Annotated in this window: 17 protein-coding genes; 2 read left to right on the top strand and 15 right to left on the bottom strand. The window is 67.0% G+C overall.

Annotation, left to right across the window (positions count from 1 at the left end; genetic code table 11):
* Positions 1-8: 8 nt before the first annotated feature.
* The 12 genes from bpln_RS04890 to bpln_RS04835 form a co-directional block, all read right to left on the bottom strand.
* Complete coding sequence (locus tag bpln_RS04890; protein ID WP_055138209.1) at positions 9-1,061, bottom strand: MucB/RseB C-terminal domain-containing protein; 1,053 nt, start codon at positions 1,059-1,061, stop codon at positions 9-11.
* A gap of 5 nt (positions 1,062-1,066) precedes the next feature.
* A complete protein-coding gene (locus bpln_RS04885; RefSeq protein WP_055138208.1) occupies positions 1,067-1,681 on the bottom strand; it encodes a sigma-E factor negative regulatory protein in 615 nt (204 codons plus the stop codon).
* An 86-nt stretch (positions 1,682-1,767) separates the two neighbouring features.
* Positions 1,768-2,367, bottom strand: coding sequence for an RNA polymerase sigma factor RpoE (rpoE, locus tag bpln_RS04880; RefSeq protein WP_042624228.1), 600 nt, complete (start codon positions 2,365-2,367; stop codon positions 1,768-1,770).
* 94 nt (positions 2,368-2,461) lie between these two features.
* Positions 2,462-2,932 carry a hypothetical protein gene (locus bpln_RS04875; RefSeq protein WP_055138207.1) on the bottom strand — a complete coding sequence of 157 codons (471 nt, stop codon included), beginning with the start codon at positions 2,930-2,932 and terminating at the stop codon, positions 2,462-2,464.
* Positions 2,933-2,943: 11 nt separating this feature from the next.
* A complete protein-coding gene (fabF, locus tag bpln_RS04870; RefSeq protein ID WP_042624226.1) occupies positions 2,944-4,182 on the bottom strand; it encodes a beta-ketoacyl-ACP synthase II in 1,239 nt (412 codons plus the stop codon).
* A gap of 163 nt (positions 4,183-4,345) precedes the next feature.
* A complete protein-coding gene (gene acpP / locus bpln_RS04865) occupies positions 4,346-4,585 on the bottom strand; it encodes an acyl carrier protein (protein ID WP_012735022.1) in 240 nt (79 codons plus the stop codon).
* 149 nt (positions 4,586-4,734) lie between these two features.
* Positions 4,735-5,484, bottom strand: coding sequence for a 3-oxoacyl-ACP reductase FabG (gene fabG, locus bpln_RS04860; protein ID WP_055138206.1), 750 nt, complete (start codon positions 5,482-5,484; stop codon positions 4,735-4,737).
* Positions 5,485-5,530: 46 nt separating this feature from the next.
* Positions 5,531-6,463 carry an ACP S-malonyltransferase gene (gene fabD, locus bpln_RS04855; protein ID WP_042624224.1) on the bottom strand — a complete coding sequence of 311 codons (933 nt, stop codon included), beginning with the start codon at positions 6,461-6,463 and terminating at the stop codon, positions 5,531-5,533.
* Between the two features lie 72 nt (positions 6,464-6,535).
* Positions 6,536-7,525: a beta-ketoacyl-ACP synthase III gene (locus tag bpln_RS04850; RefSeq protein WP_055138205.1), complete on the bottom strand. Its 990-nt coding sequence runs from the start codon at positions 7,523-7,525 to the stop codon at positions 6,536-6,538.
* Positions 7,526-8,632 carry a phosphate acyltransferase PlsX gene (gene plsX / locus bpln_RS04845; protein ID WP_055138204.1) on the bottom strand — a complete coding sequence of 369 codons (1,107 nt, stop codon included), beginning with the start codon at positions 8,630-8,632 and terminating at the stop codon, positions 7,526-7,528. It lies immediately after the preceding gene.
* Between the two features lie 135 nt (positions 8,633-8,767).
* Entirely contained in the window at positions 8,768-8,947 is a 180-nt protein-coding gene (gene rpmF / locus bpln_RS04840; RefSeq protein ID WP_012735017.1) for a 50S ribosomal protein L32, read from the bottom strand.
* Positions 8,948-9,047: 100 nt separating this feature from the next.
* Positions 9,048-9,692, bottom strand: a complete 645-nt coding sequence (locus bpln_RS04835) for a DUF177 domain-containing protein (RefSeq protein ID WP_042624221.1) — start codon at positions 9,690-9,692, stop codon at positions 9,048-9,050.
* A gap of 247 nt (positions 9,693-9,939) precedes the next feature.
* Between bpln_RS04835 and bpln_RS04830 the strand changes: the two genes are divergently transcribed.
* Together bpln_RS04830 and bpln_RS04825 are read left to right on the top strand one after the other, a co-directional pair.
* Entirely contained in the window at positions 9,940-10,566 is a 627-nt protein-coding gene (locus tag bpln_RS04830; RefSeq protein WP_042624220.1) for a Maf-like protein, read from the top strand.
* Complete coding sequence (locus bpln_RS04825; protein ID WP_055138203.1) at positions 10,563-11,285, top strand: SAM-dependent methyltransferase; 723 nt, start codon at positions 10,563-10,565, stop codon at positions 11,283-11,285. The genes bpln_RS04830 and bpln_RS04825 overlap by 4 nt, the downstream gene beginning before the upstream one ends.
* A gap of 90 nt (positions 11,286-11,375) precedes the next feature.
* Here the strand turns inward: bpln_RS04825 and bpln_RS04820 are convergent, their stop codons facing one another.
* From bpln_RS04820 to bpln_RS04810, 3 genes are read right to left on the bottom strand one after another with little or no spacing between them, the layout of a single operon-like run.
* Positions 11,376-12,368 (bottom strand): S49 family peptidase, encoded by a 993-nt coding sequence (locus bpln_RS04820; RefSeq protein ID WP_055138202.1) that lies wholly within the window; start codon positions 12,366-12,368, stop codon positions 11,376-11,378.
* A 55-nt stretch (positions 12,369-12,423) separates the two neighbouring features.
* Positions 12,424-12,807 carry a Rieske (2Fe-2S) protein gene (locus bpln_RS04815; protein ID WP_042624217.1) on the bottom strand — a complete coding sequence of 128 codons (384 nt, stop codon included), beginning with the start codon at positions 12,805-12,807 and terminating at the stop codon, positions 12,424-12,426.
* A complete protein-coding gene (locus bpln_RS04810) occupies positions 12,804-13,463 on the bottom strand; it encodes an HAD-IA family hydrolase (protein ID WP_055138201.1) in 660 nt (219 codons plus the stop codon). The genes bpln_RS04815 and bpln_RS04810 overlap by 4 nt, the downstream gene beginning before the upstream one ends.
* Positions 13,464-13,467: the final 4 nt, after the last annotated feature.

The raw sequence follows: 13,467 nt of genomic DNA, 5'->3' as shown, positions 1-13,467 counted from the left end.
CCGGAAGGTTACTTCGAAGGCTTGTATTCTATGGCAGCCGCGAACTGCTGCAACGTCGCCGGCGGCACTTCGCCGAGCAGCGTGATCCAGAAATCGCCGCGGCGCTTCACCAGCACGTGCGTCGCGCCCGTGCTGCCCGCGCCTTCCTTGCGCGTGCCTTTCTCCGCCGGTTCGAGAAATACCGAGATCGTCGCGAGCCCGTCGGTGAAGACGGCCTGGTCGACCGGAATCGGCGGCTCGTTCGCGTCGCGCGCGGCCATCGGACGGCGCACCTCGCGGATCTTGCGGAAACCAGCCACGCTCGGCGCGATCCGCCAGCCCTGCGATTCGATGTCGACCGACTGCACCGGCGGACGCACCACCGTGCAGCCGCTCAGATTGTGGATGCCGTTCGCGATTGCCGTCTTTTGGGCCGGGTTCTCCTGGCCGATCTGCAATTGCGAGAATGCCACCTGTTCGAGCACGTGATCGTCGGCATCGAGCGTCTGGGTACGCAGCAGCAGGCCCGTCTTCGCGTCGGTCCAGAGCTTGTAGGCGTAACGGTAGCCGTCCTTCGGCACCAGTTCGGCGACCTGCGCGTCGACACCGGCCACGCGATCCTGGCCGAGCGGCTTCAGGTCGTACACGGACAGCACCTCGGCACCGCTCGCGCCGAGCAGCGCCGGGAACGCGTCGCGGTTCTGGCGGCGCTCGACCACACAGAGCCGGCGCTCCGGCACGAACGTGACGAGATCGTCGTTGTGGCGCAGCAGCTTGCGCGGCTTGCCGTCAAGGCTTTCGATCTGCTCGTACTCGCCGCCCTTGGCGGCGATATGGGTGATGCGCGAGGACTGCACGTAAGTGCCGCGCTGGAACACGAACGTGCCGTCGTAGCTTTGCTGCTGCGCGGCCTGCTGGATGCGGTCGAGCCATGCGGCAGCGGCTTGCGGGCCGGCGGCCGGATCGACCGGCTGCTGCGCGATGGCGTGCGAATGAACGGAAAGCAAAGCGGCCGCGCAGAGCACAAGCGCAGCCAGCCGCGTCCAGCCGGAAGTGGCGCGATTCAACAGCAATGTCCGCATCGGGTTTATTGGCCTTGCGTGGCGACGGCGGTACGAATGAGCGGCATCGAACCCGACACGACGGGCTGCTGCGCGAATTGTTGGTGGGCTTCGAGATACTGGTCGAGGCTCGCGTCGCGGATGATGTTGACGTCCTGACGGCTCGACGCGGCCACGCGCTGCAGATCCTGCGGCGCGACCGAGGCGACCTGTACCGTGCCGCCAGCCTGACCGGCCGTGCCCTGCAGCTGCGGCACGACGATCCAGGTCAGCGTGGCCGCGGCGGCGGCAACCGCGAACGCGGGCAGCACGCGGCGGCGCAGCGGCTGACGCCGCGCGGCCGCTTCGGCCGTGGCAGCCGACGCCACCGTGACGGCGGCCGGCGCGATCAGGTGCGGCTCGGCCGCGAACGCGGCCGCGAACCGGGCGCCGAAAGCCTGGCTGACGGCCGGTTCGATCGCGAGTTCGTCGGAACGCAGCGCGTCGCCGATCGCGTGATAATCGGCCCAAGTGCGACGCTCCGTGACGCCGAAACCGGCCAGAACCTGCCCGAGCGAACCAGCCGACGCTTCACCGTCGACCAGTGCGGAGACTTGCTCGCCGTGCGAGCCTGCTTGCGATTGCGTAGAGACCGACCCCATGATGCTCCCCATCTTCCGATACCCCGTCGTGACCACGACTCAATCTGTAACTGGACCCCGAGCCGATCCTGCCGCCGGACAGGCGCCTACCAGCGCTTGCCTTCCGGCGTGTCGAGCAGCGGCCGCAACTTGTTGGCGATCGCTTCCCGGGCCCGAAAGATACGCGAACGCACGGTGCCGATGGGGCAATCCATCATTTCCGCGATTTCCTCGTAACTCAGGCCTTCGATTTCCCGCAGCGTGATGGCCGTGCGCAATTCCTCGGGCAACAGCGCCATCGCCGCGTTCACCGTTTCGGCGATCTGCTTGCTCATCAACATCGACTCGGGCGTGTTGATATCCCTTAGTTGGTCCGCGTCGGAGAAAGTTTCAGCCTCTTCGGCATCCGCTTCAGTCGAGGTCGGCGCGCGGCGCCCCTGGGTCGCAAGGTAGTTCTTCGCCGTGTTGACGGCAATCCGGTACAACCACGTGTAGAAAGCGGACTCGCCGCGGAATTGCGGCAGCGCCCGGTAGGCCTTGATGAACGCGTCCTGGGCCACGTCTTCGACCTCGGCCGGGTCACGCACGAGGCGCGAGATCAGCCGGAGGATCTTGCGGTGGTATTTGGAGACCAGGAGTTCGAACGCCGCCTTGTCGCCTTTCTGTACGCGCTCGACCAGAACCTGATCGATTTCTTTTTCACTCACCTGACAAATCCGTTAACTAGGGATGCAACGCGGAGCGCTATTGTAGCAACGCCACCTGGCGCGCCGCGAAACGCGGGCGGCGCGTGCTGCCAGCCTAGCCGTGCGTGGCCTGCCTGCCGTAGACGGACAGGGCGCGAAAGGCTCGCGCGTCGAGCGCGTCGGCCGACACCACGAACGGCACCGGACGGCCGCGCTCGCGAGCGATCGCGAGCACCAGCAAGCAGTCCGCCCACTGCGTGCAGGCGACCACGGGGCCGAACGCCACGCGCCGGCCGCCGCGATCGAACACGGCCAGCGCGCCACTGCCCGCTTCGATCCGCAAGGCAGCCGGCACGCGGCTGGCGCTGGTCCGCCGCGCGACCGACGCGAGATACGCGCCGCTCAGCATCCCGACGAGCATCGCTCCCGTTTGATCCATGAACCGACCCGGCAGCGCCGCGGCGCCCGCGGCGACGGCCGCCGCGCAAAGCACGACGAACGCCGCCAGCGCGACGCGTAGCGTCGCCGAGGCACGCAGCGCGACGGGCTGCGTGCCGGCGGAAAACGGGAGGAAGGGATCCGTCAAGCGATCCCGCTTCAGACGCGCTTGAAAACCAGCGTGCCGTTAGTCCCGCCAAAACCGAAGGAGTTCTTCAGCGCGACATCGATCTTCATGTCCCGCGCTTCATTCGCGCAGTAATCGAGATCACATTCGGGATCCTGATTGAAGATGTTGATGGTCGGCGGCGACACCTGGTTGTGAACGGCGAGCACCGTGAACACCGACTCGAGGCCGCCCGCGCCGCCCAGCAGATGGCCCGTCATCGACTTCGTCGAGTTGACCACCATCTGCCTGGCGCGATCGCCGAACGCACGCTTGATGCCGATCGTCTCGGCCAGATCGCCGAGTTGCGTCGAAGTGCCGTGCGCGTTCAGGTAGTTGACCTCGTCGGAATTGACGCGGGCGTTGCGCAGCGCGGCCAGCATGCAGCGGCGTGCGCCGTCGCCGTCCTCGACGGGCGCGGTCATGTGATAGGCGTCGGCGCTCATGCCGTAGCCGGACACTTCGGCGTAGATCTTCGCGCCGCGCGCCTTCGCGTGCTCGTACTCCTCGAGCACCATCACGCCGGCACCCTCGCCAAGCACGAAGCCGTCGCGGTCCTTGTCCCACGGACGGCTCGCCGTCGCCGGATCGTCGTTGCGCTGCGACAGCGCGCGCGCGGCCGCGAAGCCGCCGATGCCGAGCGGCGAGACGGTCGCTTCCGCGCCGCCCGCGATCATCACGTCGGCGTCGCCGTACTCGATCAGGCGCGCGGCCTCACCGATGCAGTGCAGGCCGGTGGTGCAGGCCGTCACGATCGCGAGGTTCGGGCCTTTCAGGCCGAACTTGATCGACAGGTGGCCCGAGATCATGTTGATGATCGAGGCCGGCACGAAGAACGGCGAGATCCGGCGCGGGCCGCGATTGAGCAATTCGGTCTGCGTGACCTCGATCATCGGCAGGCCGCCGATGCCGGAGCCCACGACGACGCCGATGCGCTCCGAATTCTCGTCGGTCACTTCGAGGCCACAGTCCTTCATGGCCTGCATGCCGGCGGCGATGCCGTAATGGATGAAGGTATCCATGTGGCGCGCTTCCTTCGCCGGCAGGTACGCTTCGACGTTGAAGTCCTTCACCTCGCCCGCGAAGCGGGTCGAAAAGTTCGTGGCATCGAACTTGGTGATGTTGACGATGCCGGATTTTCCGGCAACGAGATTGGCCCAACCGTCGGCAACATTATTGCCAACAGGCGAAATCAGCCCCAGGCCTGTAACGACAACTCGGCGGCGGCTCACGGTACCCTCTTTTCCATTGAATGACTAAAGCAAAAGCCACAGGGGCCGCAGGAACCAGCCCTGCGAGCCCTGTGGCTGTTAGCGCGGCCGGCATCGATGCCGGCTGCGAGATCGAGCGCCAATGCAGCGTTCCAGAAAACGTTGCAGACGGCGTGTGCCTGACTCAGGCCTTGACGTTCGCGCGAGCGTAGTCGATCGCTTGCTGAACCGTCGTGATCTTTTCGGCCTCTTCGTCCGGGATTTCCATGCCGAACTCGTCTTCGAGCGCCATCACCAGCTCGACCGTGTCGAGCGAGTCCGCGCCCAGATCGTTCACGAACGAGGCTTCGTTCTTGATTTCGCCTTCGGCGACGCCCAGTTGCTCGGCGACGATCTTCTTGACACGTTGTTCGATGTTGTCCATTACCCCTCCGAGGGAAAGTTCAGATTTACAAGTGCGCGCATTTTATCAGGTTTGATGCCGCCAAAAATGCGTGCCGGCGTTGCGGTTCGACAGGCGCCCAATGCGCCTTTCTCCATCCGTCACACGGCGCGGATGGTAAACGAATTCCGTTACGACATGTACATGCCGCCGTTCACGTGCAGCGTCGTGCCGGTGATGTAGCCGGCTTGCGGCGATGCGAGGAACGCGACGGCGTGGGCGATGTCGTCGGTGCTGCCGAGGCGGCCGAGCGGAATCTGGGTCTTCAGCGCCGCCTGCTGTTCTTCAGGCAGCGTCTTGGTCATGTCGGTATCGATGAAACCGGGCGCGACGCAGTTCACCGTGATGCCGCGGCTGCCGATCTCGCGCGCGAGCGCGCGCGTCAGGCCCGCGACGCCGGCCTTCGCCGCGGCGTAGTTGGCCTGGCCCGGATTGCCGAGCGAGCCGACCACCGAGGTGATGTTGATGATGCGCCCGCCGCGGGCCTTCATCATCGGGCGCAGCACCGCGCGCGAGAGGCGGAACACCGACTTCAGGTTGGTGTCGATCACCGCGTCCCAGTCGTCGTCCTTCATGCGCATCGCGAGCTGGTCCTGCGTGATGCCGGCGTTATTGACGAGCACGTCGAGGCGGCCGAATTCCTTCACGGTCGCGTCGATCAGCGCTTCTCCGGCGGCCGCGTCGTTGACGTTGAGCACCGCGCCGCGGCCGGTCGCGCCGGCTTCCGCGAACGCGGCGCCGATCGCCTGCGCGCCGGCCTCGCTGGTCGCGGTGCCGATCACCGTCGCGCCCCGGCGCGCGAGTTCGAGCGCGATTGCACGGCCGATGCCGCGCGATGCGCCGGTCACGATCGCCACCTGTTTGTCGAGATTCTTGTCCATGTTGGTTCCGTGAAGCGGTGGAAGCGGAATGCGTGGGCGCCGCGCGTTACGCGGTGACGAGCTTGAGCACGTCGTCGAGCGTGGCGGGATCGAACACCGAGGCGCCCGCGAGCGTGCCGTCGATGCGCTTGGTCAGCCCCGCGAGCACCTTGCCCGGACCGCATTCGACCAACTGCGTGACGCCGGTGCCGGCGATGTGCTTCACGCACTCGACCCAGCGCACCGGGCCAGCCGCCTGGCGCACCAGCGCGTCCTTGATCGCGGCGGGATCGGACACCACGGCCACGTCGATGTTGTTGACCACCGGGATCACCGGCGCGTTCACCGTGACGCCCGCCAGGTAATCGCGCAGTTGATCCGAGGCCGGCTTGAGCAGCGACGAATGGAACGGCGCCGACACCGGCAGCGGCAGCGCGCGCTTGGCGCCCTTCGCCTTGGCCAGTTCGCAGGCCTTCTCGACCGCGGCCTTGCCGCCGGCGATCACGACCTGCGCCGGTGCGTTGAAGTTGACCGCCTCGACCACGCCCTCGGCCGAGGCCTCGGCGCAGATGGCGCGGACCGTGTCGTCGTCGAGGCCGAGGATCGCGGCCATGCCGCCCTGGCCGACCGGCACCGCGCTCTGCATCGCCTGGGCGCGGAACCGCACCAGCGGCACCGCATCGCGGAACGCGAGCGCGCCGGCGGCGACCAGCGCCGTGTACTCGCCGAGGCTGTGACCCGCGACGATCGACGGCGCCGGGCCACCCGCCTCCTGCCATGCGCGATAGCAGGCGTAGGCGGCCGTCAGCATGACGGGCTGGGTATTGGTCGTCAGATTCAGTTCTTCGGCCGGACCGTCGGCGATCAGCTTGCCGAGATCCTGGTTCAGCGCGTCGGACGCTTCCTGGACGGTGTCACGCACGACGGCGAGATCGGCGAATGCGTTGAGCATGCCGACCGACTGCGAACCCTGTCCCGGAAAAACAAAGGCAAATTTCATTTCGTCCTCATTGAATCGATTCGAGCGGCGCACCGGCGACAGCGGGCGCGGCCGCGAGGGGCGGCCCGGCGCTCAGAAGCGGAATACCGTCGCGCCCCAGGTGAAGCCACCGCCGACGCCTTCGACCAGGACCGTCTGACCGCGCTGGATCCGGCCGTCGCGCACCGCCACGTCGAGCGCCAGCGGGATCGAGGCGGCCGAGGTGTTGCCGTGCTCGCCGACGGTGACGACCATGCGGTCCTGCGGCAGGCCGAGCTTGCGGCAGGTGCTGGTCATGATACGGATATTCGCCTGGTGTGGAATCAGCCAGTCGACCTGGTCGGCCGACAGGTTCGCCTTTTCGAGCGCCTCGACGGCCACCTTCTCGAGCACGTTGACGGCGAGCTTGAATACCGCCTGGCCGTCCATGTGCAGGAACGCGCTGCCGGCGATCACGCCGCCGTTCACGTTGCCCGGCGTGCAGAGGATGTGCGAGTAGCTGCCGTCCGCGTGCAGCGCGCTGCCGAGGATGCCCGGCTCGTCGGAAGCCGACAGCACCACGGCGCCGGCGCCGTCGCCGAACAGCACGCAGGTGGTGCGATCCTTGAAATCGAGGATCCGCGAGAAGGTCTCGGCACCCACCACCAGCGCGTTGCGGTGCTGGCCGCTGCGGATGAAGCTGTCGGCCGTGGCCAGCGCGTAGGCGAAGCCCGAGCAGACCGCCTGCACGTCGAATGCGGCGCCGCCGTTGCGGATGCCGAGCTTGTTCTGCAGCAGGCAGGCGGTGCTGGGGAAGACGAAATCGGGGGTCGAGGTGGCGACGATGATCAGGTCGATCGATTGCGGATCGATGTCGGCGGCCTCGATCGCGCGCTGCGCGGCGACCAGCGCGAGATCGCTGGTCGTCACGTCCGGGTCGGCGAAATGGCGTGCGTGGATGCCGGTGCGCGCGACGATCCATTCGTCGCTGGTTTCGATGCCGTCTTTCGCGAGACGCTCGGCGAGCGCCTGGTTCGTGACCCGGTTGGAAGGCAGATGACTGCCCGTGCCGAGCACGCGGGAATAGAGAGTCGATTGGGCCATTTAAGCTTTCGAGGACAAAGCGGAAGAAGGCTCGGCCTGCTGACCGGCGGACGGGCCCGCCTGGCCGGCACCGCCCGCGTCGTGACCGCTTTCGCCAAGCGGCATCGCGTTTTCCGCCATGGCCCGGGAAAGGCGCTCCAGCACGCCATTTTTGACCGCATCATACCCGCGTTTGATGGCCCACTCAAACGCGTAGGCATCGGCCGAACCGTGGCTCTTGATGACGAGGCCGCGCAGGCCGAGCAACGCCGCGCCATTGTACTGGCGATGATCGACGCGCTTCTTGAAACGCAGCAACACCGGCAGCGCGAGCACGGCCATCAGCTTGGTCAGCCACGAACGGCTGAACTCTTCCTTGATGATGTCGGCGAGCATCTGGGCGAGTCCTTCCGAGGTCTTCAGCGCGACGTTGCCGACGAAGCCGTCGCAGACGATCACGTCGACCGTGCCCTTGTAGATGTCGTTGCCCTCGACGTTGCCGCGGAAGTTGAGCGTGCTGGCGCGCAGCAGTTCGCCCGCACGCTTGATCGTGTCGTTGCCCTTGATCACCTCCTCGCCGATGTTGAGCAGGCCGATCGACGGACGATCCCTGCCCTCGAGCGCGGCGACGAGCGCGTGCCCCATCTCGGCGAACTGCAGCAGGTGCTGCGGCTCGCAATCGACGTTCGCGCCGAGGTCGAGCATCATCGTGTAGCCGCTCGGGTTCGGCAGCGCGGACGCGATCGCCGGGCGTTCGATGCCGGGCAGCGTCTTCAGCACATAGCGCGACACCGCCATCAGCGCGCCGGTGTTGCCGGCCGAGACGCAGGCCTGCGCCGCGCCGTCCTTGACGTGGTTCAGCGCGACGCGCATCGAGGAATCTTTTTTCCGCCGCAGCGCGATCTCGACGGAATCGTCCATCGCGACCACTTCCGTGGCCGGGACGATCGAGAGCGTGGGCTCGTCGAGCGCCTTGAGCTTTTTCAGCTGGGCACGTATCGCGGTATCGATGCCTACCAGCATCAGATGCGCATCGGGGTGCGCACGGACAAACTTGACTGCCGCGGGAACGGTCACGGACGGGCCGTGGTCGCCTCCCATGCAATCGATCGTGAGCTTTACTGTCATGGAGTGCGACGAATTTCAGGCACAAAAAAGCGGCAGTTGAATGCCGCCTTTTTGTCGAGCCAGGAAAGTGTCAAGCGAACCGGTCGTCGTGCGAAGCGCCCGGGCATGGGCCGGACCTCGCGCGACGAAACGCGCTTAGTCGTTCTTCGTCTTGACGACTTTCTTGCCGCGGTAGTAGCCGTTCGGGCTGATGTGGTGACGCAGATGCACTTCACCCGTGCTCGGCTCGACGGCCAGCGGCGTGGTCGTCAGGAAATCGTGCGAACGATGCATGCCGCGCTTCGACGGCGACTTCTTGTTTTGCTGAACTGCCATGACTAACTCCTAAAAATTTTCCGGATTCTAACACAGCCCGATACGGCGCCTAACCACATCCGGGCACTGCCGCCCGACGCCTTCCCGTGCTCCACCTACGTCAGTGTTTCTTGTCGCCGTCCCGCTTCAGCGCTTCGAGCGCCGCGAACGGATTGGGCCGCTTTTCACCGCCCTCGTCGCCTTCGCTTTCGGTCTCTTCGTCGGCCACGAAATCCTCGGCGGGGCCGCTGACACCCGAAACGAGACTTTCATGCACCGCCGGACAGACTTCATGCTTTGGCACAAGCGGCAGCGAGAGCAACAGCTCCTCTTCGATCAAGTCGACGAGATCGAACTGGCGCGAACCCACGATCACATCGACTTCATCGTCCTCATCGAGCGGAATGGCTTCCGCTTCCTCCTCGGTGGCAACGATCCGATACACCATGTCGATATCGAAGGCCTGCGAGTACGGCGTCATGCAGCGCTGGCATTCGAGCCACGCGACGCCGTGCAGCGCGAGCCGCAGATACGGCTGCTGGCCTTCGCTGCCGTCGTCCTGCAGTTCCGACTGCGTCGAGCCTTCCGCCTGCCACGTGAACGCGGCGTCACGATCTGGCGCATCGGCCGGCACTTCGTTTAACATGCGCGGCAGTTGCGAGAGCCGCACCGCGCCGGCCGATTGCCGGGCGCTGCGCGCGAACTCGAACAGGTCGACGACATGCGGATCGAGCGATACCGCAGGTTTGCCAGAAGAAGGATTCATGTGCGCTCCTGCCGTATTGTGCTTGCCACCATCGACGCAGTACCGGATTGCCGGACGCGCCGGCTTGCGGACCGGGCCCGCGACGGTCGATGCCGGGGCCCGAAGTCGGCGCTTCCGGTCGGCACCCCAGTCGGCACCCATTAACCGCCGCCGATGAAAAGCGCAAAACTATATCTGTTTTATCTTTTCAAGTCAATCACTTAAGACCCCGCCTCGCGCCACGCCGCGAGGCCCCTTCCGAAGCGCCATGATGACCACGTTTGCCCGTCCGCCCAGGCTGATCCTGGCGTCCAGTTCCCGTTACCGGCGCGAGTTGCTCGAACGCCTGAGGATTCCGTTCGAGGTCGCCACGCCCGATCTCGACGAGGCGCCGCGCGCCGGCGAAACGCCGGCCGACACCGCGCTGCGGCTCGCCGCCGAAAAGGCGCGCGCCGTCGCCGGCCGCGTCGCCGCGCCCGAGGGCACGATCGTGATCGGCTCCGACCAAGTCGCGACCTTCGACGGCCGCCAGATCGGCAAGCCCGGCACGCACGAACGCGCGCTCGAACAACTGAAATCGATGCAGGGCCGCCGCGTCGAATTCCATAGCGCGCTATGTGTCTACGACAGCCGCACCGATCGCGCGCAAGTCGAGGACGTGATCACTCGCGTGCGCTTCCGCTCGCTGTCCGACGCCGAACTCGACGCCTACCTGCGCGCGGAGACGCCCTACGACGTGGCCGGCAGCGCCAAGTCGGAGGGGCTCGGCATCGCACTGCTCGACGCGATCGACTCCGACGACCCGACCGCGCTGGTCGGCCTGCCGCTGATCGCGCTCACGCGCATGCTGCGCGAGGCAGGCGTGGCGCTGTTCGGCACGGAGGCGCAGGCATGACGAAGGGCACGCTCTATCTGATCCCGAACACGCTCGGCGAAGGCGACGCGTCGATGCTCGCGGCCGTGCTGCCGGCCGCGGTGCAGGCACGCGCCGCCGCGCTCGGCTATTACATCGGCGAGAACGCGAAGACCACGCGCGCGTTCCTGAAGAAGATCGGCACCGAACGGCCGATCCAGGAAATCGAAATCCGCGAATTGAACGTGAAGACGCCGGCGGGCGAGATCGAGCGGCTGCTCGGGCCGATCCTCGCCGGCGCCGACGGCGGCCTCGTGTCCGAAGCCGGCGTGCCGGCCGTGGCGGACCCGGGCGCGCTGCTGGTGCGGCGCGCGCACGAGCGCGGCGTGCGCGTGGTGCCGCTGGTCGGCCCGAGTTCGATCCTGCTCGCGCTGATGGCCTCCGGCCTGAACGGCCAGACCTTCGCGTTCCACGGCTACCTGCCGGTCGACGCGGCCGCGCGCGCAAAGCGCCTGCGCGAACTCGAACAGCAGTCGCGCAAGGCCAAGGAAACCGAGATCTTCATCGAGACGCCGTATCGCAACCAGGCGATGCTGGAGGCGCTGGTCACGAACTGCGCGCCGTCGACGCTGATCTGCGTCGCGGCGGACCTGACGCTCGATACCGAGACGATCGTGAGCCGCAGCGCGGCTGACTGGAAGAAGGCGCCGCCGCTGAACCTGCAGAAACGGCCGGCGATCTTCCTGCTGCTCGCGAACTGAGCGCAACGGCCGGCCCGCCGACGGCGCCCCCCGGCCCCCGGGCCACGCGCACCCGCAGCGGCGCGCGCCTGCCCGGCTACCCGCGAGGCCTCAGCGCAGCCGGATCCCGCTGTCCGACAGCGCCGACTTCACCGCCCCGCCGCCGATCGCCGCGCCGAAGCGCCGTGCCACGCGGTTGCTCAAGCTTTCCTTGACCGTGTAATCGACGATGTCGGGCGCCTTCAGCACGTCGCGCGCGACCGAGTCGGTGGTGCCGAAGCCGTCCGCGAGGCCGAGTTCGACGCTCTTCGCGCCGGTCCAGAACAGCCCCGAGAACAGATCCGGCGAATCATGCAGCCGCTTGCCGCGGCCGTCCTTCACGGCCTGGATGAACTGCGCATGGATCTCGTCGAGCATCGCCTGCGCATGCTCGTTCATCTTCGGCGTTTCCGGCGAGAACGGATCGAAAAAGCCCTTGTTCTCGCCCGACGTATGCAGCCGGCGCTCGACGCCGAGCTTGTCCATCAGGCCGGTGAAGCCGAAGCCGTCCATCAGCACACCGATCGAGCCGACGATGCTGGCCTTGTTGACGTAGATCTTGTCAGCCGCCGCGGCGATGTAATAACCGCCCGATGCGCACATGTCGCTGACCACCACGTAGAGCGGCTTCGACGGGTATTTCTTGCGCAGCCGGCGGATCTCGTCATAGACGATGCCGGCCTGCACCGGGCTGCCGCCCGGGCTGTTGATGCGCAGCACGACGCCGACCGTGCCGGAATCGTCGAAGGCGTCGTCGAGCGCGGAGTTGATGTCGTCGGCGTTCGCGTTGGTGCCCGCCGCGATCTCGCCGTCGATCGTCACGAGCGCGGTGTGGCGGCTGCTCGACAGCTTGCCGTCGCCCGAGAAGTCGAACACCGCGAACACGATCGCCACCAGCAGGATCAGCCAGAGGAAACGGAACGCGATGCGCCAGCGGCGCGCCCGGCGCTGCTCGATGATCGCCGCCATCGCGATCCGCTCGAGCGCCGCGCGCTCCCAGCCGGGTTCATGGCCGGCGCCGCGCGCGGTGCCGGAGGAATCGGGAGAAGTCGGTTGGTCGGTCATGCGTGGGCCAGTGAGGGTCGGAAAAGAGGAATCGGCGACGAATCAGGCCGACGGATCAGGGCGCCGGCGGCCGCAGTTCGGCGTCGGGCAGCCAGTAGACGGCGCGGCCCTCGGGCGTGTCGCGCTCGTCGACCGCGACCGCGCGCAGCCGAGCGCCGCGGCACGGGCCGCCGACGCACTTGCCGGTGTCGGGCGCGTAGATTGCGCCGTGTGTCGCGCACATCAGGTACAGGCCCGAGGATTCGAAGAACTGGCCCTCGTTCCAGTCCAGCTCCATCGGCACATGCGCGCAGCGGTTCAGGTAGCCATAGGCCCGCCCGTCATAGCGAACGAAGAAGACGACAACCTCCTCGCCACGCAGGCGCGCCGTCTGCCGCACGCCGAGCCCGCCGTCGACGAGCGCGTCGGACGCGCAGACAAATACGGCCTCGTCGCTCATGCGTGCAGGCGCAGCCAGTCGGCGAGCGCGCTCACGTCGGTGGCGATGAAGCGCGGCTCCAGCGCGGCCAGCGACTCGGCCGGATGAGCGCCGTAGGCCACTCCGACGCCGGCCGCGCCGGCGCTTGCCGCCATCTGCAGGTCGTGCGTGGTGTCGCCGATCATCACGGTGCGCGCCAGATCCTGCCCCAGTTCACGGCTCAGTTCGTGCAGCATCGCCGGATGCGGCTTCGAGAAGGTTTCGTCGGCGCAGCGCGTGCCGTCGAAAAAGCGCGTCAGCTTGGTCTCGTCGAGCGCGCGGTTCAGCCCGACTCGGCCCTTCCCGGTCGCCACCGCAAGGAGATAGCCAGTATCGCGCAGTTCCTCGAGCAGCTCGCGCACGCCGGCGAACAGCTCGATGCGCTGGTCCTTGACCAGATAGTGGAACCGGTACCGCTCGGCGAGCCGCGCGTACTCGGACGGATCGAGCGTGGGCGCGGCGATCGCCAGCGCGTCGCGCAACCCGAGGCCGATCACGTAGCGCGAGGCCTCGTCGGACGGCGTCGGCAGGCCAAGGTCGCGGCAGGCCGCCTGGATGCTCTGCGCGATGTGCGCGGTCGAATCCATCAGCGTGCCGTCCCAGTCGAAAACAATCAGGTCAAATTGCTGTCGGGCCATGCGA

It is taken from the genome of Burkholderia plantarii (assembly GCF_001411805.1).
GTDB classification, from domain to species: Bacteria; Pseudomonadota; Gammaproteobacteria; order Burkholderiales; family Burkholderiaceae; genus Burkholderia; species Burkholderia plantarii.
The sequence above is the reverse complement of the archived record's forward strand: the minus strand, read 5'-3'. Positions and strand labels throughout refer to the sequence as shown.

Coding starts and splice junctions, on each gene's coding strand:
- bpln_RS04810 (WP_055138201.1), bottom strand. CDS start 13,463: ATGGCCCGACAGCAATTTGACCTGATTGTTTTCGACTGGGACGGCACG.
- bpln_RS04835 (WP_042624221.1), bottom strand. CDS start 9,692: ATGAATCCTTCTTCTGGCAAACCTGCGGTATCGCTCGATCCGCATGTC.
- rpmF (WP_012735017.1), bottom strand. CDS start 8,947: ATGGCAGTTCAGCAAAACAAGAAGTCGCCGTCGAAGCGCGGCATGCAT.
- plsX (WP_055138204.1), bottom strand. CDS start 8,632: ATGACAGTAAAGCTCACGATCGATTGCATGGGAGGCGACCACGGCCCG.
- bpln_RS04890 (WP_055138209.1), bottom strand. CDS start 1,061: ATGCGGACATTGCTGTTGAATCGCGCCACTTCCGGCTGGACGCGGCTG.
- bpln_RS04815 (WP_042624217.1), bottom strand. CDS start 12,807: ATGAGCGACGAGGCCGTATTTGTCTGCGCGTCCGACGCGCTCGTCGAC.
- bpln_RS04850 (WP_055138205.1), bottom strand. CDS start 7,525: ATGGCCCAATCGACTCTCTATTCCCGCGTGCTCGGCACGGGCAGTCAT.
- bpln_RS04885 (WP_055138208.1), bottom strand. CDS start 1,681: ATGGGGTCGGTCTCTACGCAATCGCAAGCAGGCTCGCACGGCGAGCAA.
- bpln_RS04820 (WP_055138202.1), bottom strand. CDS start 12,368: ATGACCGACCAACCGACTTCTCCCGATTCCTCCGGCACCGCGCGCGGC.
- bpln_RS04830 (WP_042624220.1), top strand. CDS start 9,940: ATGATGACCACGTTTGCCCGTCCGCCCAGGCTGATCCTGGCGTCCAGT.
- acpP (WP_012735022.1), bottom strand. CDS start 4,585: ATGGACAACATCGAACAACGTGTCAAGAAGATCGTCGCCGAGCAACTG.
- bpln_RS04825 (WP_055138203.1), top strand. CDS start 10,563: ATGACGAAGGGCACGCTCTATCTGATCCCGAACACGCTCGGCGAAGGC.
- fabD (WP_042624224.1), bottom strand. CDS start 6,463: ATGAAATTTGCCTTTGTTTTTCCGGGACAGGGTTCGCAGTCGGTCGGC.
- fabG (WP_055138206.1), bottom strand. CDS start 5,484: ATGGACAAGAATCTCGACAAACAGGTGGCGATCGTGACCGGCGCATCG.